This window comes from Leifsonia sp. RAF41 (genome assembly GCF_052114085.1).
Taxonomy (GTDB): domain Bacteria; phylum Actinomycetota; class Actinomycetes; order Actinomycetales; family Microbacteriaceae; genus Leifsonia.
On record NZ_JBFREB010000001.1, the window covers coordinates 2,165,470 to 2,191,278 of the forward strand.

Annotated in this window: 27 protein-coding genes; 6 read left to right on the plus strand and 21 right to left on the minus strand. The window is 69.4% G+C overall.

Annotation, left to right across the window (positions count from 1 at the left end):
* Positions 1-11 precede the first annotated feature (11 nt).
* From recA to dapA, 9 genes are all read right to left on the minus strand, one after another.
* Positions 12-1,085 carry a recombinase RecA gene (gene recA / locus AB4Y74_RS10430; RefSeq protein ID WP_441799012.1) on the minus strand — a complete coding sequence of 358 codons (1,074 nt, stop codon included), beginning with the start codon at positions 1,083-1,085 and terminating at the stop codon, positions 12-14.
* 174 nt (positions 1,086-1,259) lie between these two features.
* Positions 1,260-1,484 (minus strand): DUF3046 domain-containing protein, encoded by a 225-nt coding sequence (locus AB4Y74_RS10435; protein ID WP_441799013.1) that lies wholly within the window; start codon positions 1,482-1,484, stop codon positions 1,260-1,262.
* Positions 1,485-1,567: 83 nt separating this feature from the next.
* Positions 1,568-1,879 carry a helix-turn-helix domain-containing protein gene (locus tag AB4Y74_RS10440; RefSeq protein ID WP_441799014.1) on the minus strand — a complete coding sequence of 104 codons (312 nt, stop codon included), beginning with the start codon at positions 1,877-1,879 and terminating at the stop codon, positions 1,568-1,570.
* Positions 1,880-2,037: 158 nt separating this feature from the next.
* The gene (locus AB4Y74_RS10445) at positions 2,038-2,544 is read right to left on the minus strand and encodes a CinA family protein (RefSeq protein WP_441799015.1); all 507 of its coding nucleotides are present in this window, start codon (positions 2,542-2,544) and stop codon (positions 2,038-2,040) included.
* Positions 2,531-3,172 carry a CDP-diacylglycerol--glycerol-3-phosphate 3-phosphatidyltransferase gene (pgsA, locus tag AB4Y74_RS10450; RefSeq protein ID WP_441799016.1) on the minus strand — a complete coding sequence of 214 codons (642 nt, stop codon included), beginning with the start codon at positions 3,170-3,172 and terminating at the stop codon, positions 2,531-2,533. The genes AB4Y74_RS10445 and pgsA overlap by 14 nt, the downstream gene beginning before the upstream one ends.
* 8 nt (positions 3,173-3,180) lie before the next feature.
* Positions 3,181-6,015, minus strand: coding sequence for a DNA translocase FtsK 4TM domain-containing protein (locus AB4Y74_RS10455; RefSeq protein WP_441799017.1), 2,835 nt, complete (start codon positions 6,013-6,015; stop codon positions 3,181-3,183).
* Between the two features lie 70 nt (positions 6,016-6,085).
* On the minus strand, positions 6,086-6,577 hold the full coding sequence (locus AB4Y74_RS10460; RefSeq protein ID WP_441799018.1) for a GNAT family N-acetyltransferase: 492 nt from the start codon (positions 6,575-6,577) through the stop codon (positions 6,086-6,088).
* A 49-nt stretch (positions 6,578-6,626) separates the two neighbouring features.
* Positions 6,627-8,303, minus strand: coding sequence for a ribonuclease J (locus tag AB4Y74_RS10465; RefSeq protein ID WP_441799019.1), 1,677 nt, complete (start codon positions 8,301-8,303; stop codon positions 6,627-6,629).
* A gap of 79 nt (positions 8,304-8,382) precedes the next feature.
* Entirely contained in the window at positions 8,383-9,360 is a 978-nt protein-coding gene (gene dapA / locus AB4Y74_RS10470) for a 4-hydroxy-tetrahydrodipicolinate synthase (RefSeq protein ID WP_441799020.1), read from the minus strand.
* A gap of 79 nt (positions 9,361-9,439) precedes the next feature.
* Between dapA and AB4Y74_RS10475 the strand changes: the two genes are divergently transcribed.
* The 4 genes from AB4Y74_RS10475 to AB4Y74_RS10490 all read left to right on the plus strand — a co-directional run bounded on the left by AB4Y74_RS10475 (position 9,440) and on the right by AB4Y74_RS10490 (position 11,820).
* Positions 9,440-9,880, plus strand: a complete 441-nt coding sequence (locus AB4Y74_RS10475) for a TlpA family protein disulfide reductase (protein WP_441799021.1) — start codon at positions 9,440-9,442, stop codon at positions 9,878-9,880.
* The gene (locus AB4Y74_RS10480; protein ID WP_441799022.1) at positions 9,867-10,346 is read left to right on the plus strand and encodes a DUF4395 domain-containing protein; all 480 of its coding nucleotides are present in this window, start codon (positions 9,867-9,869) and stop codon (positions 10,344-10,346) included. The genes AB4Y74_RS10475 and AB4Y74_RS10480 overlap by 14 nt, the downstream gene beginning before the upstream one ends.
* Positions 10,347-10,481: 135 nt before the next feature.
* Positions 10,482-10,907 (plus strand): OsmC family peroxiredoxin, encoded by a 426-nt coding sequence (locus AB4Y74_RS10485; RefSeq protein ID WP_441799023.1) that lies wholly within the window; start codon positions 10,482-10,484, stop codon positions 10,905-10,907.
* Between the two features lie 16 nt (positions 10,908-10,923).
* A complete protein-coding gene (locus AB4Y74_RS10490) occupies positions 10,924-11,820 on the plus strand; it encodes a TIGR01777 family oxidoreductase (RefSeq protein ID WP_441799024.1) in 897 nt (298 codons plus the stop codon).
* Here AB4Y74_RS10490 and AB4Y74_RS10495 read toward each other — a convergent pair.
* Positions 11,817-12,284, minus strand: coding sequence for a tetratricopeptide repeat protein (locus AB4Y74_RS10495; RefSeq protein ID WP_441799025.1), 468 nt, complete (start codon positions 12,282-12,284; stop codon positions 11,817-11,819). The two genes, AB4Y74_RS10490 and AB4Y74_RS10495, sit on opposite strands and share 4 nt — an antisense overlap.
* Before the next feature lie 13 nt (positions 12,285-12,297).
* Complete coding sequence (locus AB4Y74_RS10500; RefSeq protein WP_441799026.1) at positions 12,298-13,104, minus strand: 4-hydroxy-tetrahydrodipicolinate reductase; 807 nt, start codon at positions 13,102-13,104, stop codon at positions 12,298-12,300.
* A gap of 92 nt (positions 13,105-13,196) precedes the next feature.
* On the opposite strand from AB4Y74_RS10500, the gene AB4Y74_RS10505 reads away from it, so the two are divergent.
* The gene (locus AB4Y74_RS10505; protein ID WP_441799027.1) at positions 13,197-13,700 is read left to right on the plus strand and encodes a GNAT family N-acetyltransferase; all 504 of its coding nucleotides are present in this window, start codon (positions 13,197-13,199) and stop codon (positions 13,698-13,700) included.
* An 18-nt stretch (positions 13,701-13,718) separates the two neighbouring features.
* Here the strand turns inward: AB4Y74_RS10505 and AB4Y74_RS10510 are convergent, their stop codons facing one another.
* Both AB4Y74_RS10510 and AB4Y74_RS10515 read right to left on the minus strand, forming a co-directional pair.
* Positions 13,719-14,321, minus strand: coding sequence for a histidine phosphatase family protein (locus AB4Y74_RS10510; protein ID WP_441799028.1), 603 nt, complete (start codon positions 14,319-14,321; stop codon positions 13,719-13,721).
* Positions 14,322-14,359: 38 nt separating this feature from the next.
* Complete coding sequence (locus AB4Y74_RS10515) at positions 14,360-15,718, minus strand: M16 family metallopeptidase (protein WP_441799029.1); 1,359 nt, start codon at positions 15,716-15,718, stop codon at positions 14,360-14,362.
* 142 nt (positions 15,719-15,860) lie between these two features.
* On the opposite strand from AB4Y74_RS10515, the gene AB4Y74_RS10520 reads away from it, so the two are divergent.
* Positions 15,861-16,445 (plus strand): TetR/AcrR family transcriptional regulator, encoded by a 585-nt coding sequence (locus tag AB4Y74_RS10520; RefSeq protein WP_441799030.1) that lies wholly within the window; start codon positions 15,861-15,863, stop codon positions 16,443-16,445.
* Positions 16,446-16,604: 159 nt separating this feature from the next.
* On the opposite strand, the gene AB4Y74_RS10525 is transcribed toward AB4Y74_RS10520, so the two are convergent.
* The 8 genes from AB4Y74_RS10525 to AB4Y74_RS10560 all read right to left on the minus strand — a co-directional run bounded on the left by AB4Y74_RS10525 (position 16,605) and on the right by AB4Y74_RS10560 (position 25,702).
* The gene (locus tag AB4Y74_RS10525; protein WP_441799031.1) at positions 16,605-17,750 is read right to left on the minus strand and encodes an aldo/keto reductase; all 1,146 of its coding nucleotides are present in this window, start codon (positions 17,748-17,750) and stop codon (positions 16,605-16,607) included.
* Between the two features lie 184 nt (positions 17,751-17,934).
* Positions 17,935-18,756 carry an HpcH/HpaI aldolase/citrate lyase family protein gene (locus AB4Y74_RS10530; RefSeq protein ID WP_441799032.1) on the minus strand — a complete coding sequence of 274 codons (822 nt, stop codon included), beginning with the start codon at positions 18,754-18,756 and terminating at the stop codon, positions 17,935-17,937.
* Positions 18,753-19,307: a MaoC family dehydratase gene (locus AB4Y74_RS10535; RefSeq protein ID WP_441799033.1), complete on the minus strand. Its 555-nt coding sequence runs from the start codon at positions 19,305-19,307 to the stop codon at positions 18,753-18,755. Before AB4Y74_RS10535 ends, AB4Y74_RS10530 begins: the two co-directional genes overlap by 4 nt.
* Positions 19,304-19,951 carry a CoA transferase subunit B gene (locus AB4Y74_RS10540; RefSeq protein WP_441799034.1) on the minus strand — a complete coding sequence of 216 codons (648 nt, stop codon included), beginning with the start codon at positions 19,949-19,951 and terminating at the stop codon, positions 19,304-19,306. Before AB4Y74_RS10540 ends, AB4Y74_RS10535 begins: the two co-directional genes overlap by 4 nt.
* On the minus strand, positions 19,948-20,712 hold the full coding sequence (locus AB4Y74_RS10545) for a CoA transferase subunit A (RefSeq protein ID WP_441799035.1): 765 nt from the start codon (positions 20,710-20,712) through the stop codon (positions 19,948-19,950). Before AB4Y74_RS10545 ends, AB4Y74_RS10540 begins: the two co-directional genes overlap by 4 nt.
* 105 nt (positions 20,713-20,817) lie before the next feature.
* Entirely contained in the window at positions 20,818-22,023 is a 1,206-nt protein-coding gene (locus AB4Y74_RS10550) for an acyl-CoA dehydrogenase family protein (protein ID WP_441799036.1), read from the minus strand.
* Positions 22,020-24,089 (minus strand): acetyl/propionyl/methylcrotonyl-CoA carboxylase subunit alpha, encoded by a 2,070-nt coding sequence (locus AB4Y74_RS10555; RefSeq protein ID WP_441799037.1) that lies wholly within the window; start codon positions 24,087-24,089, stop codon positions 22,020-22,022. Before AB4Y74_RS10555 ends, AB4Y74_RS10550 begins: the two co-directional genes overlap by 4 nt.
* A gap of 5 nt (positions 24,090-24,094) precedes the next feature.
* Positions 24,095-25,702: a carboxyl transferase domain-containing protein gene (locus AB4Y74_RS10560; RefSeq protein ID WP_441799038.1), complete on the minus strand. Its 1,608-nt coding sequence runs from the start codon at positions 25,700-25,702 to the stop codon at positions 24,095-24,097.
* Positions 25,703-25,809 lie beyond the last annotated feature (107 nt).

The following is a 25,809-nucleotide window of genomic DNA, read 5'->3' on the forward strand; positions in this document are numbered from 1 at the left end:
GACGGGCACGGTCACGCGCCCTTGCGAGCCTTCAGCTTGTCTTCGATCGATCCGACGTTGGACGGCTCCTCGGCCACCGCATTCGGGTCGGCCACGATGCCGAGCTTGATCTTGATCTTCTGCTCGATTTCGGCGGCGACGTCCGGGTTCGCGATCAGGAAGTTACGCGAGTTCTCCTTACCCTGACCGAGCTGGTCGCCCTCGTAGGTGTACCAGGCACCCGACTTCTTGACGATCGCGTGCTCCACACCGAAGTCGAGCAGGCTGCCCTCGCGGGAGATGCCGACGCCATACAGGATGTCGAACTCGGCCTGCTTGAAGGGCGGAGCCATCTTGTTCTTGACGACCTTGACGCGCGTACGGTTACCGACCGCGTCCGTGCCGTCTTTCAGGGTCTCGATACGACGGATGTCGAGGCGGACAGACGCATAGAACTTGAGCGCCTTACCACCGGCAGTCGTCTCGGGGCTGCCGAAGAACACACCGATCTTCTCTCGCAGCTGGTTGATGAAGATCATCGTGGTGTTGGTCTGGCTGAGCCCACCGGTGAGCTTCCGGAGCGCCTGGGACATGAGGCGCGCCTGCAGACCGACGTGCGAATCGCCCATCTCGCCCTCGATCTCGGCACGCGGCACGAGCGCCGCAACCGAGTCGATGACGATGAGGTCGATGGACCCGCTTCGTACGAGCATGTCGGCGATCTCGAGCGCCTGCTCACCGGTGTCGGGCTGCGACACCAGGAGGGCGTCGATGTCGACGCCGAGTTTGCGGGCGTACTCGGGGTCGAGCGCGTGCTCGGCGTCGACGAACGCGGCGATACCGCCGGCGCGCTGCGCGTTGGCGATCGCGTGCAGAGTCAGCGTGGTCTTACCCGACGACTCCGGGCCGTAGATCTCGACGATGCGGCCGCGCGGAAGACCGCCGATGCCGAGTGCCACGTCGAGTGCGATCGAGCCGGTGGGGACGACCTCGACGGGGGCGCGCTCGTCGCTGCCCAGTCGCATGACCGAGCCCTTGCCGAACTGGCGATCGATCTGCGCGAGCGCGGTCTCGAGCGCCTTTTCGCGGTCTGCGGGTGATGGCATGTGCGTTCTCCTTCGTGGGCTTCGGTACGGTTCGACTCTAGGAGGGACGTCCGACACTCGAAGCACAGGACGCGCGATCTGTGGACAACCGGTTTTCGACTGCCGTTGTGAAGAAGTGTAGCCAGTTCCGAACATATCTTCGAGAGTTCGAAACCGGCGTGTCGCGCACCGCGATCAGCGCTGAGGCGCCGGCTTCCCGGCGCCGTACCAGCGCGATGCGGGAACGCCGGTCTCGCGGCAGAGCGCGATCCAGACCTCGCGCGGGGCCAGCCCCGCCGCGATGGCCTCGTTCGCGGTGCGTCCGCCGAGTTCGGCGAGGACGAGGTCGGTCAGCAGTGTCTGACCGTACGAGCTGCCGAACTCATCCGAGACGGCGCGCTGGAACTCGCTGAGCTTCATGGATCCTTATTTCCGGAGAACAGGTGAGGAGGAAAACAAAGGACGCCCCGCGAACCGCGGGGCGTCCTCAAGAGTATTCGGAATCAGCGGGCGACCAGGTCCGAGTCCATCGCGGCGACGAACTCGTCCGGGATCGTGTCCGGAATCACCGGCTCAAGACCCTCGAGAACCGCGATGCGGTCACCGACCTCGCGCATGATGACCGACACCGGCGTCTCGAGAGCGTCTGCCACGGAGGCGAGGATCTCGCTCGACGCCTCTTTCTGACCGCGCTCGACCTCGCTGAGGTAGCCGAGCGCCACGCTGGCCTTGCTCGCGACCTGGCGGAGCGTACGACCCTTCTGCAGGCGGAAGTCCCTGAGCACGTCGCCAATTTCCTGACGTACAAGAATCATTCGGAGCCTCCCTCTCTTACCCTGCCGACGTATCGATGGGATACGAATGTACCGCATCCCTGTGTTCCACGATATCGAGGGCCACTGGGCTTTTCTTGTGAATGCAGCAGGTGTAACCAGACTGAAACACCCCGTATTCCCGCGGTAACGCGGGATCTTCACCCAAGCGTTATGCCGAGCTCGGATGCGAGTGCTCGAACAGCCTCGGCAACTGTTCGGCGACGGATGTCGTCGCGGTCGCCGGACAGCCCCAGCTCCACGGCGCGTGTGCCGTTCGCCGACGAGACGCCCACGTAAACCGTGCCGACCGGTCGCCCGCCCTGCGGGTCCGGTCCGGCCACGCCGGTCGTGGAGACACCGATATCCGCCGGCCGGCCATCGACGGCCAGCCGCTTACGCACTCCGTCGGCCAGCTGCCGGGCGACCTCCGGGTGTACCGGCCCATCGGCGGCCAGGAGGTCCGCATCCACCCCGAGCAGTGCGTGCTTCAACTCCGTCGCGTAGACGACGGCCCCTCCGAGCACAACGGCGGAGGCGCCCGGAACGCTGGTGAGCTCGGCCGTGAGCAGGCCGCCGGTGAGGGACTCGGCGACGGCGATCGTCAGACGCCTCTCGATGAGCTCGTGCACGACGGCGACCGTCGGCGACGTCTCAGGCAAGGGCACGCTTCGCCCTCCGCCCCTTCCACGCCTGCCAGAGGTAGTCGATGCCGGTCCACACGGTGAGGATGACGGCAGCGGTCATCAGGATGCCGTTCACCCAGAAGATCCAGTCGCCCAGTACGGTCCAGAGGGGCACCAGCGCGAACGAGATGGCCACCGACTGCACGATGGTCTTGATCTTGCCTCCGCGTGAGGCGGCGATGACGCCTTGCCGGATGACGACGAAGCGGTAGACAGTGATGCCGATCTCGCGCACGAGGATGACGATCGTCACCCACCAGGGCAACTCGCCCAGGATAGACAGGGCGATGAGCGCGCCACCGGTGAGCACCTTGTCGGCGATGGGGTCGAGCAGCTTCCCGAGGTCGGTGACCTGCCCGTTCCGTCGTGCCAGTGCGCCGTCGACGCCATCCGTCGCGATCGCCAGGATGAACAGCGCGGCGGCCGCCCAGCGGAGCCAGCCGTCGTCACCGGCGTCGGCGAGCAGCATCCAGACGAAGAGAGGAGCGAGCAGGATGCGTACGACCGTGATCGCGTTGGGCAGGTTCCAGTTGCCCACGCGCTTCGCTCCGCCGTCCGCCGCAGTGGGCGGCGGCGTGTCCGTGGGTGGGGGCGTGTCCGACACCGACATCGCGGTCTTCACTCCCTGTCGGTCAGCTGCCAGGCGTCCTCGTCCGAGTCGCCCTCGACCTCAGGATAGCCCGCCGTCATCGCAGCGACGGGGTCGGCGCCGTAGCGGTCCGCATCGTCGGACGGAGCCGCCTCCGCGGGCGGAACGACCGCTGCAGCGCTCGCGGGTGCGGCAGGCGGCGCAGCAGCGGCGGCAGACGGCGGCTCCTCGCCCCGCAGCCGCGCGATGACCTGGGGCAGCTGCTCGGCCGTCACGAGAACGTCGCGCGCCTTCGAGCCTTCTGACGGACCAACGATTTCTCGCGATTCGAGCAGATCCATCAGGCGGCCGGCCTTGGCGAATCCGACGCGCAGCTTGCGCTGAAGCATCGAGGTCGACCCGAACTGCGACGACACGACAAGCTCTGCGGCCGCGAGCAGCAGCTCGAGGTCGTCTCCGATGTCCGAGTCGATCTGCTTGCGCTCGGCGCCCACCGTGACGTCCTGCCGGTATTCCGGCCGCGCCTGGCGCGTCACGTGCTCGACGACCTTCTGGATCTCGTCCTCGTTCACCCACGCACCCTGCACTCGCACGGCCTTGGACGCACCCATCGGCAGGAAGAGACCGTCGCCCTGGCCGATGAGCTTGTCGGCGCCGGGCTGGTCGAGGATGACGCGGGAGTCCGTCACGCTGGTGACAGCGAACGCGAGCCGCGAGGGGACGTTCGCCTTGATCAGACCGGTTACGACATCGACCGACGGACGCTGCGTCGCGAGTACCAGGTGGATGCCGGATGCGCGGGCCAGCTGCGTGATGCGGACGATCGAGTCTTCGACATCGCGCGGAGCGACCATCATCAGGTCCGCGAGCTCGTCCACCACCACGAGGAGGTAGGGGTAGGGCTTGAGCTTCCGCTCGCTCCCCTCGGGAAGGACGATCTCGTTGTTCACCACGGCGCGGTTGAAGTCGTCGATGTGGCGGAAGCCGAAGCTCGCCAGATCGTCGTACCGCATGTCCATCTCCTTCACGACCCACTGCAAGGCTTCAGCGGCCTTCTTCGGGTTCGTGATGATCGGGGTGATCAGGTGCGGGACACCGCCGTAGATCGTGAGCTCCACGCGCTTCGGGTCGATGAGCACCATCCGTACTTCCGACGGCTTGGCGCGCATGAGGAGGCTCGTGATCATCGAGTTGACGAAGCTCGACTTGCCCGAACCGGTGGAACCGGCGACCAGGAGGTGGGGCATCTTCGCCAGGTTGGCGACCACGAAACCGCCGCCGACGTCTTTGCCGACGCCGATGGTCATGGGGTGGGTGCTCTTGACCGCGGCGGGAGAGCGCAGGATGTCGCCCAGGGAGACGATCTCGCGGTCGGAGTTGGGGATCTCGACGCCGATGGCGCTCTTGCCGGGGATCGGCGAGAGGATGCGGACCTCGTTGCTCGCGACCGCGTACGACAGGTTCTTGCTGAGCGCGGTGACGCGCTCCACCTTGACGCCGGGGCCCAGCTCGATCTCGTACTGGGTGACGGTTGGGCCGCGCGAGTAGCCGGTGACCTTGGCGTCGACGCCGAATTGCGTGAGCACCTCGGTGATGGCGGCGACGATCTCGTCATTGGCGCCCGAACGCGTCTTGGCCGGCGTGCCCGCGGAGAGCATGGAGGCCGACGGCAGGTTGTACGGCGCTGTCGGCTGCGGGAGCGCCGGGGGCTCCGCTTCGTCTTCATCGAAGTCGGCCGCGCCGGCCTGGAAGCCGGGGAGCACGGCGCCCGCTCCCGGGATGCCGCCCAGAGGCGGCAGGGGTGCGACAGCGGTCGGTGGCTGCTCGCCGGTGAACCGCTGCAGGGCGTCCTCCGCGTGCGCGAGCTCGCTGAGCACCTCGGTGTTGTAGTGGTCGCTCGCCGGATCGGGTTCAAGAGCCGTGTCGAACTCGCCCTTACCCCGCTGGGGCTTTCCGAAGACCTCGGTGAGGCCGTCGACCGGCGTGGCGTCGTACTCCGGGTCTTCTTCGCGCTGCGACTTGTTGCGGCGCCACCACGGCAGGTTCGTCTCGGTCTCGGGCTCGTCGTCGATGCCGTCGAGCTCGAGCTGCTTGGACTTGGCCTCCTTCGCCGCTTCTTTCGCCTCGAGACGTTCGTCTTCCGTCGGAAGCTGCGCACCGAAGAGGTAGGCGTAGAGCTCGCGGATGCGCTCCGGCAGTTTGTTCGGCGGCGTCTTCGTGATGATGAAGAGACTCAGAATGAGCAGCAGGATGATCACTGCCCCAGCGCCGTAGGGCGTGATCACGAGAGAAAGCGGAGCGGCGATCAGCCAGCCGAGGACACCGCCGGCCTGCGCGAGCGCGATCATCCCGTCGCTCGGTGACGGGTGCGGGCTGAACAGGTGGCACAGACCCGAGACCATCAGCAGCAGGATGCTGAGACCGATGCCGATCCGGGTGTTGTCGTGCACCGAGCTCGGATGGCGGAACAGCCAGGCCGCGAACAGCACCATGACGACCGGGAGTGCGAACGCGACGCGGCCGAACAGACCACCGAACGTCCACGCGTCGAGGGTGCGCGCGACCTGGTCGTTGATCAGGAACCACTCGACGACCGCCCCGGCGACGGCGAGGAGCACCAGGAAGAACGGGAAACCGTCGCGCCGCTCCTCTTTGCTCAGCTTCTCGGGCCCGAGCGCACGGAAGGCTGCGCCGGTGAGGTGCGCCAGACCCATCCAGGCACGGATGAGCGGGCTGGGACCCGCGTCCGCAGCCGGGTAGGCGACCGTCTTCTGCTGCGCGGTCTTCGACGCCGGCTTGCGCGCGGTCGACCCGCCGCGACCGGAGTTCCGGGCGCCGGCATTCGACTTGGTGCTCGTGGCCATGGGCACAACCGTACGTCGTGCCCCCGTCATCCCGCGGTTCCCGCGCCTGACATGTGGAAAATCCGGCGGGTCAGCGAACGGTGCGCACCATGGTGTCGGCGTCGTCCCGCGATGTGACGGTGACGAAACCCTCGCTCACGTAGAGCCCGTGGGCGAAATTGCCGCGCTGGACACTCAGGCTGAGCCGGGCGTGCCCTCGGGCTGCCGCCACTCCTCCGATTTCGCGCAGGAGCGCTCGGCCGGCTCCTCGCGCCCGCCACTGCGGATAGACGCCCAGTGTGAGCTCCGGCACGCCGGCCGCGACGAAGCCGCGGCCGGGGGCGTTCGCGGGGAACAGCCGCGCCCAGCACGCTCCGACCGGAACACCCCGGGCGTCTTCGGCCACGCAGCCGAAGTCGCCGGGTCGACGCCAGCCGACGACATACCGCGCCACCGCGTGGTCGTCGAGCACGGTCATCCGGGAGCGGGAGCGCACAGGATTCCAGTTCGCCGCCTCCACCAGCATGTCGGCGAGCACGCGTGCGTCCTCGCCGATCGCTGGGCGGATGCGGAACTGCTCCATGCAGGAACGCTACCCGCCCCGGTGTTTCCGGGGGGTAACGATCCGGGCCCTACGCCTCGATGACGAGCGGGACGATCATCGGCCGGCGGCGGTAGCTGGTGTTCACCCAGCGTCCGACGGTGCGGCGGACGACCTGCGACAGCGCGTGCGAGTCGCGGACGCCGTTGTGAGCCGCCTCCGCGAGGGCGGCGGCGATCTTCGGCTTCACGGCGTCGAAGACCGCGTCGTCCTCGGCGAAGCCGCGGGCGTGCACCTCCGGGCCCGTGACGATCCGGCCGCTGGCGGCCTCCACCACGACGATGATCGAGATGAAGCCCTCTTCGCCGAGGATGCGCCGGTCTTTGAGGTCGGCGTCGGTGATCTCGCCGACACTGGAGCCGTCGACGTACACGAAGCCGAGGTCGAGCTGGCCGACGACACGGGCGACGCCGTCGCGCAGGTCGATGACCGTGCCATCCTCCGCGAGGATGGTGTTCTTCTCGGGCACGCCGGTGTCCATGGCGAGACGCGCGTTCGCGACCAGGTGCCGGTACTCGCCGTGCACCGGCATGACGTTCTTCGGCTTCAGGATGTTGTAGCAGTAGAGCAGTTCGCCGGCCGCCGCGTGGCCCGAGACGTGCACCTTGGCGTTGCCCTTGTGGACGACGTTGGCGCCGAGCTTGGTGAGCCCGTCGATGACGCGGTACACCGCGTTCTCGTTGCCCGGGATAAGGCTCGAAGCGAGGATGACCGTGTCGCCGGGGCCGACCTCGATCTGGTGGTCCATGTTCGCCATGCGCGCGAGGACGGCCATCGGCTCGCCCTGGGACCCTGTCGACATGTAGACGATCTGGTCATCGGGCAGGTCTGCGGCCTTCTTGTAGTCGATCAGCACGCCCTCCGGAACCTTGAGGTACCCGAGCTCCGCGGCGATCGTCATGTTGCGCACCATCGAACGACCCAGCAGAGCGACCCGGCGACCGTTGGCGGCTGCGGCGTCGAGTACCTGCTGCACCCGGTGGACGTGACTGGAGAAGCTGGCGACGATCACGCGGCGGGGCGCGCGAGCGATGACGGAGTCGAGCACCGGGCCGATGGAGCGCTCCAGCGGCGTGAAACCGGGAACGTCCGCGTTCGTCGAGTCGGCGAGGAACAGGTCGACACCCTTCTCGCCGAGCCGCGCGAAGGCGCGCAGGTCGGTGAGGCGGTCGTCGAGCGGCAGCTGGTCCATCTTGAAGTCGCCCGTGTGGAGCACGACGCCGGCCGGAGTGGTGATCGCGACGGCGAGCGCATCCGGGATGGAGTGGTTGACGGCGACGAACTCGAGCGAGAACGGCCCCAGCTGCTCGACCTGGCCCTCCTTGACGGTCAGCGAGTACGGCTGGATGCGGTGCTCCTTGAGCTTCGCCTCCACCAGGGCCAGCGTCAGGCCGGAGCCGATCAGGGGGATGTCACGCCGCAGCTTGAGCAGGTAGGGCACTGCGCCGATGTGGTCCTCGTGACCGTGCGTGAGGACGACACCCACGACGTCGTCCAGCCGGTCGCGAACCGGTGCGAAGTCGGGGAGGATGAGGTCGACTCCGGGCTGGTCCTGCTCGGGGAAGAGCACGCCGCAGTCGACGATGAGGAGCTTGCCCTCGTACTCGAAGACCGTCATGTTGCGGCCGATCTCGCCGAGACCGCCGGTGGGGATGACGCGGAGCGTTCCGGGTTCGAGCACAGGTGGCTGGGAAACGGGGTTGGGCATGTGCCCTCCTCTTTCTATCTTTCGTGTGCGGGGCTTCTCGCGCCCGCGGATGTCTTCGGCCGCCGCTTCGGGCGGCCCGTCAGCGTGTGGTCCCGGCGATCTTCGGGAGCGCTCCGCCCGCGGCCGCGTTGCGGTCGGGGCGGAAGTTGGAGAAGTCGACGCCCGGGATGTCTTTCACCAGATCGAGCTCGTCCTCGATCTGGGCAGCCTCCCACTCCTCCGGCCCGACGAGCGGCAGGCGCACGCGCGGGCTGGAGATGCGGCCGAGGCCGTGAAGGATGTACTTCGCGGCGACGGTGCCGGGCACGTGCGTCATCACCGCGCGCACCAACGGCTCGAGCTTCATGTGGGCGGCGGTCGCCGTGGCCAGGTCGCCCGCGTTCACCGCATCCACGATCTGTCGGTACGGCCTGGCCGCGACGTTCGCCGTGACTCCGATCAGGCCGCTTGCCCCGATCGCGAGGTGAGGCAGCACGTTCGCGTCGTCGCCCGAGAAGTACATCAGGTCGGTCTGGTTGAGCACGCGGCTGACCTCGCTGAAGTCGCCCTTCGCATCTTTGATCGCGAGAACGTTGGGGTGCTTCGCGATCCGCAGGATGGTCTCGTACGTGATGGGCACGCCGGTGCGGCCCGGGATGTCGTACAGGATGACCGGAAGATCGGTCGAGTCGGCGATCATCCGGAAATGGGTCAGGATGCCCGCCTGCGTCGGCTTGTTGTAGTACGGAGTGACGACCATCACACCGTCGGCGCCCGCCTTCTCGCTCTGCTTGTAGAGCTGGATGGCGTGCGCGGTCTCGTTCGACCCGCCGCCGGTGATGATCTTGGCGCGCCCGTCGGCGACCGACTTGCCGACCTCGACGAGACGGAGCTTCTCGTGGTCGGTCAGGGTCGACGTCTCGCCGGTGGTACCGGTGACAACGATGCCGTCAGCACCCGCCTGAATGACGTCGTCGATGTGCTTCTCGACCGCCGCCCAGTCCACTTCGCCGTCGGCGGTGAACGGGGTGACCAGGGCGACGAGCACCTGGCCGAACGGGTTCGCGGAGGATGGCATGCAACCAGGCTATCGGGTCGTCGTCACGCGGTGTCACATTCGCTGCGCTGTGCACAACACCGGGCGTAGCGTCGCGCCTGTGAACGGATTCGCAGCGCTCGGCATCCTTCTCGGTCTGGTCGCCGTCGCCACAGCAGTGGGCCTGGCCTGGCGCGCCACGACGGGTCGCGTCCGAGCCATTCGCGGCGACGACGTGGTCCAGGCGGCGGATGTCGGGGCCGAGGCGTTCGGCGGACGGGCGACGCTGCTCCAGTTCTCGACCGAGTTCTGTGCGCCCTGCCGGTCGACCGCCCGAGTGCTCGGAGCACTCGCGGACAGCCTCGGCGGGGTCAGCCACGTGGAGGTCGACCTCACGGACCGTCCGGCGCTGGCAGACCGGTTCCACATCCTCCAGACGCCCACGACCCTCGTGCTGGACGGCAACGGCACCGTTCGGGCCCGGATCGGCGGTGCCGCCCGAGCGGACGACGTCCGCACCACCCTCCACCACATCCTCGGGAGCGACCATGTCTCAGCCTGATCCGACCACAGCCGCCCGTGGCATCGACCCGCGGTCCCCGCGTTTCGGCGCAGGCATCACGGCGCTGCTCCTCCTCGTCGACCTCTTCCTCTCGCTGATCGGAGCCACGGCCGCGGCCGCGATCCTGCTGCTCGCGATCGCCCTTCTGTTCGCCTGGGGCGCGTTCGCGGGCGTGCAGCGGCATCCCTACGGCGCCCTCTATCGAGCGGTCGTCCGCCCGCAGCTGAAGGCTCCGGCGGAGCTCGAGGATCCGGCGCCGCCGACGTTCGCACAGGCCGTCGGACTGTTCGTGACGGGCCTCGGGCTCGTTCTCTTCCTCGTCGGCCTGCCCGCCGCGCTCCCCGTGGCAGCCGCCCTCGCGTTTGTGGCGGCCTTCCTGAATTCGGTCTTCGGTTACTGCCTCGGCTGCCAGCTCTACCTGCTTCTGGTCCGGGCGCGGGTGATCCGCCACCGCGCGGCAGCCTGATCCGCCACGGGAAAGCTGCCCAGCCCGTCGCCAGCCGGGAATCCGCCGAGCAGCGGGTGACGGTGTCGGAGCCCGTCAGTAGTGTGGGTCGGGCCCGGCCGCGCACGGCGGCGGCGCGTCCCCGAGGAGGCCTCCATGGCAGTCACCAGCGAATCCACCACCGTCTGGAACGGCGATCTCACGAGCGGTTCCGGGACGGTCACGCTCGACTCCTCGCACGCCGCCGAGCTCGCCGTCAACTGGAAGGCGCGGTCGCAGGGCGGCGCAGAGGTCACCACGCCGGAGGAATTGCTCGGCGCCGCGCACGCCGCCTGCTTCTCGATGGCGTTCTCCAATGTCCTCGCCCAGTTCGGCAACGCACCCGAGAGCATCCAGACCACCGCGGCCGTCACCTTCGACCCCGCACAGGGCATCACCGGCAGCCACTTGCGGGTCAGCGCAACGGTCCCCGGGCTGTCGGAGGACGACTTCCAGCGTCTCGCGGATGAGGCGAAGCGCACCTGCCCCGTCTCGCGCGCACTGATCGGCATCCCGATCACGCTCGACGCCGCACTGGTCTGAGCGGCGGCGTACCGACATGAGGGTGCTCCTGGCCGGCGCCTCCGGGATGATCGGCAGTGAGCTGCGAAGCCAGCTGGCCGCCGCCGGACACGACACCCGGCGTTTGGTGCGGCGCGAGCCGGCCGCGCCGGACGAGTTCTTGTGGAACCCCGCGGAACGGTCCGTGGCCGTCGACCTGTTCGAGTGGGCCGACGGCGTCATCAACCTGTCCGGATCCTCGCTGCAGCATCTGCCGTGGACCCGCGCCACCAAGCGCCGCATCCTGTCGTCGCGGCTTCAGGCCACCGGCACTCTCGCCGAGGGGATGCGTCGCGCCGATCAGCCGCCGGCGGTGTTCGTCAGCGGTTCCGCCGTCGGTTACTACGGCGACCGGCCGGGACAGCAGCTGACGGAGGCGGCCGGCAAGGGCACCGGGTTCCTCGCGGATGTCGTCGACTCCTGGGAGGCGGCCGCCCGCCTGGCGCCCTCCGCTACGCGCGTGGTGCTCGCACGCACGGGCGTCGTGATCGGCCGCGGGGGCGCTCTCACTCCGCTGCTCCCGCTCGCGAAGGCGGGGCTGGCCGGTCCCCTGGGGTCCGGACGCCAGCACTGGGCGTGGATCAGCCTCCACGACGAAGCAGCAGCGCTCATCCACCTGCTCGGGTCGACCCTCGACGGTCCGGTGAACCTCGCTGGCCCGACCCCCGCCACGGCGGGCGAGCTGGTCAAGGCGCTCACCCAGGCCGTGCGTCGGCCCTACTTCCTGCCTGTGCCCCGTTTCGCGATCGAGCTGGCGATGCAGGATGCGGGACGCGAGCTGCTGCTCGCCGACCAGCTGGTTGTGCCTCAGAAACTGCTGGACGACGGTTTCGAGTTCCGCGACCGCACGATCCAGGATGCGATGGACCGGCTGATGGAGGTACGCGCGGCTTAGCCCGCCGGCTGCCCGCCGGACTTCGCCCCGGCCCGCTCCAGCCGGATCGCCTGACGGAGCGCTTCGCGCGCCCGGCGTCGATCCCCTGAGGCGTCGTACGCGAGCCCCAGTCGGAACCACGCGCGCCAGCTCTCGGGCGCAGCCTCCACTTCGGCGCGGTACTGCGGGAACTGCTCGTCCGCCGCATCCCGCAACGGCCGTCCACTGGCCCGCATCGGGAGGTCCTCCACCGGCAGGTTCCCCTCGGCGTCCAGCTGCCGCACCAGCCGCTCGGTGCGTGCACCGAACAGCAGCTCTCGGCCGATCGCCCAGGCGGCGATCACCGGGAGCACGAAGAGGGCGATGCCCATGACGATCCCCACGGGTTGGCCGGTTGCGATCAGCAGCACGGCGCGCTGTGTCACCAGCACCAGGTAGACCAGCAGCAGCAGGGCCATGAAGATGGCAGCCAGGCGGTTCCTCATCGTGTGCGCTCGCTCACCGGGTCAGGTCGGTGCCGTCGTTGCCGGCGTCCCGCACCGTCCGCCGGGGCGGCTCGCCGTTCGGCTCCGCGATCCCGAGATCGATCAGCTTGTCGAGGCCCACGGTCACACCGACCGCGGAGGCGGCGGCGCGCAGAGCGAGCATGATGCCCACTTCGTACGCCTCCGGCCCGATGGTGTCGTGGCGGATGATGAGCTGCTCCCCCGCACCGCCGAAGATCACTTGCTGCTGTGCGGAGACGCCGCGCATCCGGAGACTGTGGATGGGCACGCTCGCGACCTGCTGCCCGCGGGCGCGCTGGTCGGAGTGCGGTGCCTCCACTGGGCCCTTCGCCGCGCGCGCGGCGCCGATCAGCTCGGCGGTGCGCACGGCCGTCCCCGATGGGGAGTCCACCTTGCCTGCGCCGTGCGTCTCGATGATCTCGATGGAGTCGAAGAAGCGGGCCGCCACCGATGCGAAGGCGGTGCCCAGCGCGGAGCCGAGCGAGAAGTTGGGGATGACCACCGCTCCACGGCCCTCGTGCTGTGCCACGCGTCGCTCCAGGTCGAGGATGCGATCCGCCGACCATCCGGACGTCCCGACCAGCACGTTGAGCCCATTGTCGACCGCGAAGGCGACGATCAGCGGACTCACCTGCGGCAGCGTCATGTCGACCAGCACGTCGGCGCCCAGCATGTCTTCGAGCGGCGAGTGGGAATCGAGCTGCGCCACCAGCTCCAGGTCGTCCGCCTGCTCGATGAGGCGGACCGCCACGCTTCCCAGTTTTCCGGTCGCCCCGGCGACAGCCACGCGAATGCTCACCCGCCCAGCCTACCTGCGGCGCCGCCGTGATCCTCCGGGCTACTCCGGTTCCCCCAGGGCTACTCCGGTTCACCCGGGGCTACGCTGGGGCGATGGTGTCTTTCGCAGACGTCGCCGTCACCGACGCGACCGCCCACCGGATGCTGTCCGACTATTTCGCGGAGCGCGCCGAGACCTTCCCCTCCGCGCAGGGCGCATACCGCACTGCGTTTCCCGACCCCGGCCAGTTCGTCGCGCCCAGCGGCGTCTTCCTCCTCGCCTACGACGACGGCGTCGAGGTGGGGTGCGGCGGAGTCCGGGAGCTGCGCGTCCCGCTCACGGACACCGGTGACGACAGCCCTGTTGTGCGCTACGAGATCAAGCACCTCTGGGTCTCGCCGTCACGCCGCGGCAGCGGTTACGGCCGCGCCATCCTGGCGGAACTGGAGTTGCGCGCTCGCGGATTCGGGGCGACCGAGGTCGTCCTCGACACCAACGAGAGCCTGGAAGCGGCGGGCCGTCTGTACCGCTCCCACGGCTACGAGAGCATCCAGCCGTACAACGACAACCCCAACGCGACCGACTGGTTCCGCAAGCCGCTCCAGCCTCTCGCCTGAGCGCTCGGGGCCCGCGACCTAGACCGGCTGGAGTTCGGGGAGGCCGGTGCGCAGCTCGACCGGCAGGTGGCCGAGGTCGTTGTGCACGACCAGCACGGGAGGCTTCGCGCTCCGCACCCGGATGATCGTCAGGCCGCAGTTGGCCTGGTTGAGTCCCAGCCAGCGCCAGTCCGGAGCGTCGAAGACGTGCCGCACGAACCATCCGATCACGAAGTTGTGGGTGACCAGCAGGTCGTGCCGGTCCCCCATCGCCGGGGTCAGGAACTCGTGGACGGCGTCGTCCATCTGCGCGTGCCCGGCCTCGATCTCCGCCGCCGTCACCGGGCCGAAGAACGACTCGAACGCCTTCGGCATGTCCGGAGTCGGGCCCGATGGGATGCAGTCGAACAGCAGGCTCGACGGCTGCGGATCCAGCGACGGCATGCGCTCGGCCATGATCGCCGCGGTCTCGGTCGCGCGATTCAGTGGCGAGTGGTACATCGACGTGAACGGGATGCCGCTCAGGCGCTCCGCGATCAGTTGCGCCTGGCGCTTCCCGCGCGGCGAGAGCGGGCCGTCCGGCATCCCGTGCTCGGCGTCCTGCTGCTCGCCGTGACGCACCAGGTAGATGTAATGGGGCACGAAGGTGGACCTTTCGGTGGTGGAGCGGAGGGGGCGGATCAGGGAGCGAGACCGGCGAACATGTCGTCGGTGACGCTCCCCACCGCAGCGACAGAGATCGGCCGGCCCGCCAGGTCGGCGGCGAGGTCGCGCACATCGTCAACGGTGACGAGGTGCAGGCGGCGGAGGCTCTCATCCAAGTCGGCGAACTCTCCCAGGGTGATCTCCGCCCGGCCGAGGCGTGACATGCGGGTGTCCGAGTCCTCCAGCGCCAGGGCGGCGCCGCCGGAGAGCTGGCCGACAGCGCGGCGCAGCTCGTCGGCGCTCACGCCTCCCGACGCCAGCCGCCGCAGCTCGTCCAGCATCAGCTCGGCGACCTGCCGCGCCTTCGCCGGCGCGCATCCCGCATAGAGGCCGAACACTCCGGCGTCCGAGTAGGAGCCGGAGAAGGAGTACACCGCATAGGCGAGGCCCCGGCGCTCGCGGACCTCCTGGAACAGGCGGCTCGACATCCCGCCGCCCAGGATGGAGTTGAGGACGCTCATCGTCGTCCGGCGCTCGTCGGTCGCGACGATCCCGGGCATCCCGATGAAAAGGTTGGCCTGCTCGGTGGGGCGCTGGACCGTCACGATCGCGTTCCCGCGCTCGATGTCCGCGACGGTGCCGGCCCGACGCTCGACGGGCTTGGCGGCGAGGGTCAGGTCCCAGCCGGCGGCGACGAGCGAGCGCTCGACACCGGCGACGAGCAGGTCATGGTCGACTGCGCCGGCCGCGGTGACCACCAGGTCCTGGGGCCGGTAGTTCGCCCGATAGTGTTCCCACACGCCGTCACGGGTGGCGGCGCGAATCGTGTCCGGGCGGCCGCCGATCGGACGACCGAGGGGATGTGCGCCGAGTACGGCCTGGAACATCCGCTCGCTCGCCACATCGCCGGGATCGTCCTCCGCCATCGACAGCTCTTCGAGGATGACGCCGCGCTCGTTCTCGAACTCGGAAGGATCGAGAACCGACGAGGTCAGCATGTCGCCGAGGACCTCGACCGCCATGGCGAGGTCGCGATCCTGCACCTTGGCGTAGTAGCAGGTGTACTCCTTGGCGGTCATCGCGTTGTGCTCGCCGCCGACCGAGTCGAAAGACACCGCGATGTCGAGCGCGGTGCGCGTCCGGGTCCCCTTGAAGAGCAGGTGCTCCAGGAAGTGCGTCGACCCGAGCGAGCCGGGGTGGCCCGGCTTCCCGTCGCTTTCGTCGCGGGATCCGACCGCGACCCAGTAGCCGAGCGTGGCACTGCGCGCGCCGGGAACCTGCTCGCTGAGGATGCGGACACCGCTCGGAAGGATCGTCCGGCGGACCAGCGCTTCGCCGGAAGCGGCGAAGGTGAGGTCGGCCACACCGAGCGGGAGGTCGACTGCGCTGTTCATCCCCTCCACCCTACGCCAGGCGGCCACGAAAGCCCGTGTTCCATAAAACGAGGACAAACAGACTCGTCTGTCTACTGCTATACTGCTCGGAGTAGAAGCCGGAGGCGGTCCCTCGCCTCCCCAGCAGAAGGAGTCGTGCCGGATGGTCGTAAGTGCCCGAGCGACCATCCGGCCACCCGCGCCGTCGAAGATCAAGATCCTCGCAACAGCGGACGCGCTCTTCTACCAGGAGGGCATCCACACCGTCGGCGTCGACCGCATCATCGCCGGAGCGCGCGTCACGAAGGCCACCTTCTACAAGCACTACCGGTCGAAAGACCTGCTCATCATCGCGTACGTGGAAGGCCGCGACCGCCAGGTCCGCGACTGGTTCGCCGAGCAGGAGGCCACCTTCGACGACCCGCGCCTGATCGCCCGAGCGCTCGTGGATGCGATCAACGAGGACGCGGTGAATCCCGACTTCCACGGCGACCCGTTCATCAACGCGGCAGCCCAGTTCTCGGACGAGAACGACCCCGTGCGCGTGGCCGTGACGGCGCACCGCGACTGGTACGCGGACCACATCGAGGAGCTGTTCCGCCGGATCGGTCACCCGCGCCCGGGCGACGCGGCCGACGACCTCATCCTGGCCCGCGACGGCGCGCTCGCCGGCGGGTACGTGGGAGACCCCATCGCGGCGGGCGCGGCCCTGCATCGCGCGCTCGAGCGCATCCTCGCCGAGGCGTAGCCCCCCGTCGCGCGCGCTCGCGCTGCGTCCTCGCGCTGCGTCCTCGCGAACGAGGCGGGCGCGAGCGACTGGTCCCAACATGCCGTTGCGCGGCAGTCAGAACGGCATTTCGGGACCATCGGATGCGGCTCCGCCGCGCGAAGCAGGTGGCGCGAGCGGCTACTCGGAGACGCGGTCGAGGTCGAGCATCTGCGCGCGGGTCAGGCGGATGCCCGCTGCCGCCATGAGCGCATCGACCTGGTCGGGGCGGCTGGCGCTCGCGACCGGCGCGACGATGGTGCGCTTCGCCAGCAGCCACGCGAGGGCGATGCTCGCCGGCGCCACCCGGTGCTCCGTGGCGATGCGGTCCAGCACGGCCAGCACCCGCTGCCCGCGCCGGTTCACGTACGCGGACGCCCGGATGCTGCGCGCGCCGGCGGTGAGGTCGCTCTTGGAGCGGTACTTGCCGGTGAGGAAGCCGTTGGCCAAGGCGTAGTACGGCATGACCGCCAGCCCCTGCGCGGCCGCGACGATGCGGGGCGCGCTCTCGAACTCGGTGCGGTGCATGAGGTTGTACTGGTTCTGGATGGCGACGAACTTTGGCAGCCCGGACGAGGCCAGGATGCGCGCCTCGATCAGACGGTCCGCGCTGAAGTTGGATGCGGCCAGGTAGCGCACCTTGCCGCTCTCGATGAGCCACTCGGCGGTCGCCAGGCTGTCTTCGAGCGGCGTCTCGGGGTCGTCGTCGTGGAAGTACAGCACGTCGATGTAGTCGGTCTTCAGGCGCTCGAGCGACGCCTCGACGGCGCGAACGATACTGACCGCGCCGAGCCCGGGGTTCTCGTGGTGACGCCCGATCTTCGTGCCGACGACAACGCGGTCGCGGTTGCCGCGCTCGCGCATCCACGTTCCGATGAGCACCTCGCTGCGGCCGCCGACGTAGCTGTCCGCGGTGTCGATGAAGTTGCCGCCGAGTTCGGTGAAGCGGTCGAGGATGGCGAGGGAGGTGTCGCCGTCGGCCGTCCACCCGAAAACACTCGCGCCGAGCGAGAGCGGGTACACGGCCAGGTCGCTCTCGCCGATGCGGCGCGGCGCGATGATGGACAGCGGACCGGTGCTCGCGATGGACGGGTCGATGTCGACGACGCCGGTGGGAGGCTCCGCCGTGCCAGCGCGGGCGAGCTCGCGCGCGGGGGCGCCGGGACGCTCGGTCGTGCGTGCGGGAGCGGCAGCCGAAACCGCCGTCGCGGCAGCCGCTTGGCGAGCGGAGTCGTGGGTTCGGAGACCCACCGTCTCAAGCAGGCGCAGGGGAAGTGACTGTGGCATTTCTCCCCCTCCCCGGGCTCTGTCTCGACGCGTTCCGTCGCGCGTCATTCGCACCGGAGCCGGTACCCTCGAATCGTTTCGAGAACCTTCAACTACCGAGCGAATACTTGAAGATTACGGCATGCCTCCGACACCAACGGGACGAAACGGGTGAACCCCGGCGGAATCCTAGGTCACAGTTTCATCACGAACGGCGGAGCACCGCACGAGCGTGCGCGAGCACCGGTCCGTCGATCATCCGTCCGGCGTGTCGGAACACCCCGCCACCCGCGTTCTCCGCCGCCGCCAGCAGCTCGCGAGCCGCCTCGACCTCTGCCGGATCGGGCCGGTAAGCCGCTCGGATCGTCTCCACCTGACCCGGGTGGATGCACGCCGTCGCGGCGAATCCGACCGCGACCGCATCCTCAGCCTCGGCGGCCAGGCCGTCGAGGTCGGCGATGTCCAGATGGACGGTGTCGATCGCGTGCACCCCGGCCGCCCCGGCGGCCAGCAGCACCGCCGACCGGGCGAACCGGGCGACATCGCGATAGCGGCCGTCGGCGAACCGGCTGGAGGTGCCGCCCAGCGAGGCGACCAGGTCCTCCGCGCCCCACATCAGCGCGAGCACACCCGGAGCTCGCGCCAGCTCCGGCGCCGCCAGCACGCCGGCGGCCGTCTCGCAGAGCGCGATCACGTCGTAGTCGGAGAGACCCGCGACGTCGGCCGCGCTCTCCGCCTTCGGGAGCATCGCCGCGCGGTAGGGGGTCGCGGCGAGCGCCGAGAGGTCGGCGTCATGATCGTCGCTGCCGGCGGGGTTCACCCGGACGATGACCCGGGCAGGATCGAGGTCGGACACGACCAGCGCCTCCCGGGCGGCCGATCGCCGTGCGGGGTCGACGGCATCCTCCAGGTCGAGGATGACCGCATCCGCCCGCTCCAACGCTTTCGCGAATCGTTCCGGCCGATCGGCCGGGCAGAACAGCAGCGCCGGCCCCCACGGGAACGCTTTGTCGGCGCTCTCCCTCACAGGATGCCGTCCGGCGCGGTCGCGCCCGGGTCCAGTGCGTCCGCGTCGGGTTCCCCGGCCTCTCCCCCGCCGAGTCCGAGCGGCGACGCATCCCGGCACCACACCATGACCTGGCGGGTGGCGGTCGCGACGACGACGCCGTCCTGGTTGCGACCGGTGTGTTCGAGTGTGACGATGCCCTGCCCGGGCCGGGAGGCGGAGAGCCGCTTGGCGAGCACGACGGTCTCCGAATAGAGCGTGTCGCCGTGGTGCAGCGGATGCGGGAAGGCCACCTCGCTGAAGCCCAGGTTCGCGACGATCGTGCCCTGAGTGAGTTGCGTCACGGAGGCGCCGACGATGGTGGCGAGCGTGAACATCGAGTTCACCAGCCGCTCACCGAAGGGCTGCCGCGCCGACCAGGCCGCATCCAGGTGCAGCGCCTGCGTGTTCATCGTGAGCGTCGTGAAGAAGACGTTGTCGGCCTCCGTCACGGTGCGCCCCGGCCGATGCAGGTAGCGCGTCTCCGGCTCGAACTCCTCGTAATACAGCCCGCGCTGCTCGATCTCCCTCACGACGCCGCCTCCATCTCGACCGCGAGCGGTGCGCCGGTCGCGGCGACCACCTCATCCACGGTGACACCGGGCGCGGTCTCGCGCAGCACCAGCCCATCGGCGGTGACGTCGATGACGGCGAGGTCGGTGATGATGCGGTCGACGCATCCCGTGCCGGTGAGCGGCAGGGTGCACGTGGCGAGGATCTTCGGCCGGCCCTCCTTGTCGACGTGGTCCATCATGACGATCAGTCGTTTGGCGCCGAAGACGAGATCCATCGCTCCGCCCATCCCCTTCACCATCTTGCCGGGGATCATCCAGTTGGCGAGGTCGCCGGTCTCCGACACCTCCATCGCGCCGAGCACGGCCAGGTCGACGTGGCCGCCGCGCACCATCCCGAACGACAGAGACGAGTCGAAGAAGGCGGCGCCGCGGTTCACGGTGACGGTCTCCTTGCCCGCGTTGATGAGGTCGGGGTCGACCGCGTCGTCCGCCGGGTAGGGGCCGACGCCGAGCACCCCGTTCTCGGAGTGGAGGATCACCTCGACTCCCTCGGGGATGTAGTTCGGGATGAGCGTGGGCATACCGATCCCGAGGTTGACGTACTGGCCGTTCTCCAGTTCGCGCGCCACGCGGGCCGCGAGTTCGGTGCGTGTGAGACTCATCGTGCGCTCCCTTCCGCGGCGACGGTACGCCGTTCGATCCGCTTCTCCACCGCCGGTGGGTGCACCACCCGCTGCACGAAGATCCCCGGACAGTGCACCTGTCCCGGGTCGAGCTCGCCGGGCTCCACCAGCTCTTCGACCTCGGCGATCGTTACCCGGCCGGCCATCGCCGCGAGCGGGTTGAAGTTCATCGCCGCCGCGTGGAAGACGAGGTTGCCGTGCCGGTCCCCCTTCGCCGCGTGGACGAGGGCGAAATCGGGGCGGAGGGATCTCTCCAGCACGTAGTCGGCGTCGTCGAACGTCCGCACCTCCTTCGGCTCACTGGCCACGGCGACGGACCCGTCGGCGGCGTACCGGCGCGGAAGACCGCCGGTCGCGATCTGAGTGCCGACGCCGGCGGGCGTGAAGAAGGCGGGGATTCCCGCTCCGCCCGCGCGCAGCTTCTCGGCGAGCGTTCCCTGAGGGGTGAGCTCCACCTCCAACTCCCCGGAGAGGAACTGGCGCGCGAACTCCCTGTTCTCGCCCACGTACGAGCTGATCATCTTGCGGATGCGGTGTTCGGCGAGCAGCAGGCCGAGACCCCAGTCGTCGACGCCGCAGTTGTTGCTGACCACCTCGAGGTCGGTCGTCCCGTCGTCGAGGAGCGCCTGGATGAGCGCGCTCGGGATGCCGCACAGGCCGAAGCCGCCGACCGCGAGGGTGCTGCCGTCGGGGATGTCCGCGACCGCCGCCGCGGCCGTCTCCACCGTCTTGTCGATCATCCGCTCTCTCTTCCTCGAGTGTGTCCGCCGCCGAGCACAGGATTTCTGCGGCCCTTTCGTCGAAACGGCGACACCTTTCCTGTGCTCGGCGGCTTGGGAGTCAGGCTAGGCGGTGAAGCCCAGCGCGCGCGAGATGACCATGAGCTGCACCTCGGTGGTGCCCTCGCCGATCTCCAGGATCTTCGAGTCGCGGTAGTGGCGGGCGACCGGGTTCTCGTTGAGGAAGCCGTAGCCACCGAAGATCTGGGTCGCGTCGCGTGCGTTGTCCATCGCCGCTTCGCTTCCGACCAGCTTGGCGATCGAGGCCTCCATCTTGAACGGCTTGCCCGCCATCAGCTTGAAGGCGGCGTCGTAGTAGGCGAGGCGTGCGGTGTGCACGCGGGCCTGCATCCGGGCCAGCTTGAAGGCGATGTGCTGGTTGGATCCGATCGGCCGCCCGAACACGTTGCGGCTCTTGGCGTACCGGATGGACTCCTCCAGGCAGCCCTGAGCCGCACCGGTGCAGAGCGCGGCGAAAGCGACGCGGCCCTCATCGAGCGTGGCGACGAAGTTGGCGTAGCCGCGGCCACGCTCGCCGAGCAGGTTCTTCTCGGGCACGCGCACGTCGGTGAAGGTCAGCGGGTGGGTGTCGGAGGTGTGCCAGCCGACCTTGTCGTAGACCGGCTCCGCGACGAAGCCCGGAGTCCCGGTCGGCACGATGATCGCGGAGAGCTCCTTCTTGATGGAGCCGTCGGCGCGGCGCTCCTCGCCGGTCACCGCGGTGACGGTGACCAGCTTCGTGATCTCCGAACCCGAGTTCGTGATGAACTGCTTCGTCCCGTCGATGACCCACTCGCCATCCCGCAGCACCGCCGTCGTCTTCGTGCCGGACGCATCCGACCCGGCCTCGGCCTCTGTCAGCCCGAACCCGGCGAGCGCCTCACCACGGGCGAGCATCGGCAGCCACTCCTGCTTCTGCTCCTCGGTGCCGCTGCGGAAGATCGGCATGGCCCCGAGACCGACGCCGGCCTCCAGGGTGACTCCGATGGACTGGTCCACCCGCCCCAGCTGCTCCACGGCCAGGCAGAGCGACAGGTAGTCCTTGCCCTGACCGCCGTACTCGACGGGGAACGGGAGGCCGAAAAGACCCATCCGGCCCATCTCGGCGATGATGTCGTACGGCAGGCTGCGCTTGGTGTCGTACTCGTAGGCGGCGGGCGCTACGACGGTGTCGGCGAAGTCGCGCACCTCGTCGCGGAGGCGGCGCTGCTCGTCGGTGAGCTCGAAGCCGGCGACCTCGGTGTCGGCGGGCCGGTCCATCTGCATGGTCATGCGATTCCTGTCTTTTCTAGCGGTTGGTCAGAGGGTGTGGATGCGTCGTCCGCGTCCACGCGCGCGACGAGCTGATCGAGGCGCACCAGGTCGCCCGAGGCGACGTGCACCGTCACGGTGCCGGCGACCGGGGCGACCAGGCGGTGCTCCATCTTCATCGCCTCGACGACGACGACGGTGTCGCCCGCTTCGACACGCGCGCCCGCTTCCACGGGAACGGCGACGACCGTCCCCGGCATCGGCGAGCGGAGTTCGGGATGCGCGGCGGCGTCCCCGCGGTCGAGCGCGGCCAGCCGATCGGCGAGCAGCTCCGCGCGGTCGCGCAGGCGGAGCGGGCGGGCTCGCCCGTCGCGTGCGAGCCACACCGTCGCGTCGTCGCGTGCCGCGTCGAAGCGGAGCATCCGACCGTCGAGGTCGAGCAGCGCGACGGCGGGCTCACCCGTCCGCTCGGGTGCCCGGAGTCGCAGGGACGCGGGACGCGGGTCTCCCCCGTCGATCGTCACCACGGCGTCGTCCGCGGGTCCCGCGACGGTCACGGGGACGCCGTCGACGTCGTACCGCGACGGGCGCGCGCGGCCGAGCCGCCATCCCGTCGGCTCCGCCCACAGCGACCCGACGCGCTCGGGCCCCTCCTGCCAGCGGTCGTGGTGGGCCAGCAGGGCTGCGGCGACCACCTCTTCCTCCGTCGCGGGCGCGGGTAGGCGCTCGGAGAACCTGCGGTCGATCAGCGTGGTGTCCATCCGGCCGGCTGAGACGTCTTCGTCCGAGACGAGGTCCACCAGCCAGGCGATGTTCGAGACGGATCCGAGGATGCTCGTCCCGGCCAGAGCACCGCGCAAGCGCGCCAGCGCTTCCGCACGGTCCTCGCCCCAGGCGATCACCTTCGAAAGCATGGGGTCGTAGTCGGTGACGATCGGGATCCCGGCGGCGATGCCGCTGTCGACGCGGACGCCTTCGCCCGCGGGCTCCCGCAGCGCGAGCACACGGCCTGCGGCCGGGAGGAATCCGCGCTCAGGGTCCTCGGCGTAGACGCGCGCTTCGACCGCGTGGCCGCGCAAGTGAACGTCATCCTGCCCGAAGGCGAGCGGGTCGCCGGCCGCGATGCGCAGCTGCTGCTCCACCAGGTCGAGGCCGGTCACCAGCTCCGTGACGGGATGCTCGACCTGCAGCCGCGTGTTCATCTCCATGAAGAAGAACTCGTCGGGCGCCTCGGCCGACACCAGGAATTCGACCGTGCCCGCGCCGGTGTAACCGACGCTCGCGGCCACGCGGCAGGCCGCCGCGCCGATCCGCTCGCGCGTTGCGGCGTCCAGCAACGGGGACGGCGCCTCCTCGATGACCTTCTGGTGACGGCGCTGCAGAGAGCACTCGCGCTCCCCCAAGTGCACGATGCCGCCGTGCGCGTCGGCGAGCACCTGCACCTCGATATGGCGAGGGGATGCGACCAGGCGCTCCAGGAACAGGGTGTCGTCTCCGAACGCCGCGGCGGCCACCCGCCGGGCGGTCCGCAGCGCCTCCGGGAGCTCGTCCGCGGACCGCACGGACTGCATCCCCTTGCCGCCACCGCCCGCGGACGGCTTGACGAGTACCGGGTAACCGATGTCCTCGGCGGCGGCGATCAGGTCGTCGTCGGTCAGTCCGGGCTCCGCGATGCCGGGGATGGTCGGGACGTCGTACTCGGCCACCGCATGCTTCGCGGTGATCTTGTCGCCCATGACCTGCAGCGCGTGAATGCCGGGGCCGACGAACACGATGCCGGCCTGCTCGCAGGCCTGGGCGAGCGCCGGGTTCTCTGACAGGAAGCCGTAGCCGGGGTGCACGGCCGCAGCTCCCGTGCGGCGAGCCGCCTCGATGATCGCATCGATGCTCAGGTAGCTGTCGCGTGCGGCCGCAGGTCCCAGGCGCACGGCGGCGTCCGCGAGCGCGACGTGCGGCGCGTCCCGGTCGGCGTCGCTGTAGACGGCGACCGAGCGGATCCCGAGGCGCTTGAGGGTACGGATGACGCGGCACGCGATCTCGCCGCGGTTGGCGACGAGCACGGTGCCGAAGGGGACGGTGGAGGTCACGGCGATCACATCCGGAAGAGCCCGAAGGCGGTGTCGGGGAGGGGCGAGCGGGAGACGACGTCGAGTGCGAGCCCGAGTACCGTGCGCGTCTCGGCGGGGTCGATCACTCCGTCGTCCCAGAGCCGGGCCGTCGAGTAGTAAGGGTTGCCCTGCTCCTCGTATTGCGCGGTGATGGGGGCGCGGAAGGCGGCCTCGTCGGCGACGCCCCACTCCTCGCCGCGCGCCTCCAGCTGGTCGCGCTTGACGGTCGCGAGCACGCTCGCGGCCTGCTGGCCGCCCATCACCGAGATGCGTGCCGCGGGCCACATCCACAGGAAGCGCGGCGAGTACGCCCGGCCGCACATGGAGTAGTTGCCCGCACCGAACGAGCCGCCGATCACGACGGTGAGCTTCGGCACGCGTGCGGTCGCGACAGCGGTGACCATCTTGGCGCCGTTCTTGGCGATGCCGCCCGCCTCGTAGTCCCGGCCCACCATGAACCCGGAGATGTTCTGCAGGAAGAGCAGCGGGATGCCGCGCTGGTCGCACAACTCGATGAAGTGCGCGCCCTTCAGTGCGGACTCGCTGAACAGCACGCCGTTGTTCGCGACGATGCCGACCGGGTGCCCGTGGATGTGCGCGAAGCCGGTCACCAGGGTCGTGCCGTACTCGGGCTTGAACTCGCTGAACCCGCTGCCGTCGACGATCCGCGCGATGACCTCGTGCACGTCGTACGGTGCCTGCACATCGACCGGGACGACGCCATACAGCTCGGCGGGGTCGGCCGCCGGCTCGACCGTGTCGAGCACGGGCCAGGCGGGTGCAAGCGGGACCGGAAGGGTCGCGACGATGTCGCGGACGATCGCGAGCGCGTGCTCGTCGTCCTCCGCGAGGTGGTCCACCACGCCGGAGGTGCGCGCGTGCAGGTCGCCACCGCCGAGTTCTTCCGCCGTGACGACTTCGCCGATCGCGGCTTTCACCAGCGGCGGTCCGCCGAGGAAGATCGTCCCCTGGTTGCGCACGATGACCGTCTCATCGCTCATCGCCGGCACATACGCGCCCCCGGCCGTGCAGGAGCCGAGCACCGCCGCGATCTGCGGGATCTTCGCGGCGGACAGCCGGGCCTGGTTGTAGAAGATCCGCCCGAAGTGGTCGCGGTCGGGGAAGACCTCGTCCTGCATCGGCAGGAACGCACCTCCCGAGTCCACCAGGTAGATGCACGGCAGCCGGTTCTCGAGCGCCACCTCCTGCGCCCGGAGGTGCTTCTTGACCGTCATCGGGTAGTAAGTGCCGCCCTTGACGGTCGCGTCGTTGCAGACCACCATCACGTGCCGTCCCGCGACGAGCCCGATGCCCGCGATGACGCCGGCGGCCGGGCTCTCGTCGTCGTACATTCCCGTCGCGGCGAGTGGGGCGAGCTCCAGGAAGGGGCTCCCCTCGTCGAGCAGCGCGTCGATCCGGTCCCGGGGCAGGAGCTTGCCCCGCGCGACATGGCGCTCGCGAGCGCGCTCCGGTCCCCCGGCCGCCGCCGTGGCGAGCCGGCGCCGCAGGTCGGCGACGAGCTCGCGCTGGGCCGCGTCGTTCTGCTCGAACCGGGCGTCCGTGGCGGACGCCTCCGTGATCAAGGTCGGCATGCTGCTCCGTGTCATCGTCGACAGTTGCTGGACAGTCGGTTAGTAGTCACTAACTCGGTTTTAGGTTAGTGTTCATTAACCGAAAAGTCCAGCTATCGCCGCACGGT

Excerpts from the sequence above, each read along its gene's own strand:
- AB4Y74_RS10440 (WP_441799014.1), bottom strand. The coding sequence starts at position 1,879 with ATGATTCTTGTACGTCAGGAAATTGGCGACGTGCTCAGGGACTTCCGC.
- AB4Y74_RS10520 (WP_441799030.1), top strand. The coding sequence starts at position 15,861 with ATGGTCGTAAGTGCCCGAGCGACCATCCGGCCACCCGCGCCGTCGAAG.
- AB4Y74_RS10490 (WP_441799024.1), top strand. The coding sequence starts at position 10,924 with ATGAGGGTGCTCCTGGCCGGCGCCTCCGGGATGATCGGCAGTGAGCTG.
- AB4Y74_RS10465 (WP_441799019.1), bottom strand. The coding sequence starts at position 8,303 with ATGCCCAACCCCGTTTCCCAGCCACCTGTGCTCGAACCCGGAACGCTC.
- AB4Y74_RS10505 (WP_441799027.1), top strand. The coding sequence starts at position 13,197 with ATGGTGTCTTTCGCAGACGTCGCCGTCACCGACGCGACCGCCCACCGG.
- AB4Y74_RS10545 (WP_441799035.1), bottom strand. The coding sequence starts at position 20,712 with ATGATCGACAAGACGGTGGAGACGGCCGCGGCGGCGGTCGCGGACATC.
- dapA (WP_441799020.1), bottom strand. The coding sequence starts at position 9,360 with ATGCCATCCTCCGCGAACCCGTTCGGCCAGGTGCTCGTCGCCCTGGTC.
- AB4Y74_RS10540 (WP_441799034.1), bottom strand. The coding sequence starts at position 19,951 with ATGAGTCTCACACGCACCGAACTCGCGGCCCGCGTGGCGCGCGAACTG.
- AB4Y74_RS10435 (WP_441799013.1), bottom strand. The coding sequence starts at position 1,484 with ATGAAGCTCAGCGAGTTCCAGCGCGCCGTCTCGGATGAGTTCGGCAGC.
- AB4Y74_RS10515 (WP_441799029.1), bottom strand. The coding sequence starts at position 15,718 with ATGAACAGCGCAGTCGACCTCCCGCTCGGTGTGGCCGACCTCACCTTC.
- recA (WP_441799012.1), bottom strand. The coding sequence starts at position 1,085 with ATGCCATCACCCGCAGACCGCGAAAAGGCGCTCGAGACCGCGCTCGCG.
- pgsA (WP_441799016.1), bottom strand. The coding sequence starts at position 3,172 with ATGTCGGTGTCGGACACGCCCCCACCCACGGACACGCCGCCGCCCACT.
- AB4Y74_RS10455 (WP_441799017.1), bottom strand. The coding sequence starts at position 6,015 with ATGGCCACGAGCACCAAGTCGAATGCCGGCGCCCGGAACTCCGGTCGC.
- AB4Y74_RS10560 (WP_441799038.1), bottom strand. The coding sequence starts at position 25,702 with ATGCCGACCTTGATCACGGAGGCGTCCGCCACGGACGCCCGGTTCGAG.
- AB4Y74_RS10480 (WP_441799022.1), top strand. The coding sequence starts at position 9,867 with ATGTCTCAGCCTGATCCGACCACAGCCGCCCGTGGCATCGACCCGCGG.
- AB4Y74_RS10525 (WP_441799031.1), bottom strand. The coding sequence starts at position 17,750 with ATGCCACAGTCACTTCCCCTGCGCCTGCTTGAGACGGTGGGTCTCCGA.
- AB4Y74_RS10550 (WP_441799036.1), bottom strand. The coding sequence starts at position 22,023 with ATGACCATGCAGATGGACCGGCCCGCCGACACCGAGGTCGCCGGCTTC.
- AB4Y74_RS10485 (WP_441799023.1), top strand. The coding sequence starts at position 10,482 with ATGGCAGTCACCAGCGAATCCACCACCGTCTGGAACGGCGATCTCACG.
- AB4Y74_RS10460 (WP_441799018.1), bottom strand. The coding sequence starts at position 6,577 with ATGGAGCAGTTCCGCATCCGCCCAGCGATCGGCGAGGACGCACGCGTG.
- AB4Y74_RS10495 (WP_441799025.1), bottom strand. The coding sequence starts at position 12,284 with ATGAGGAACCGCCTGGCTGCCATCTTCATGGCCCTGCTGCTGCTGGTC.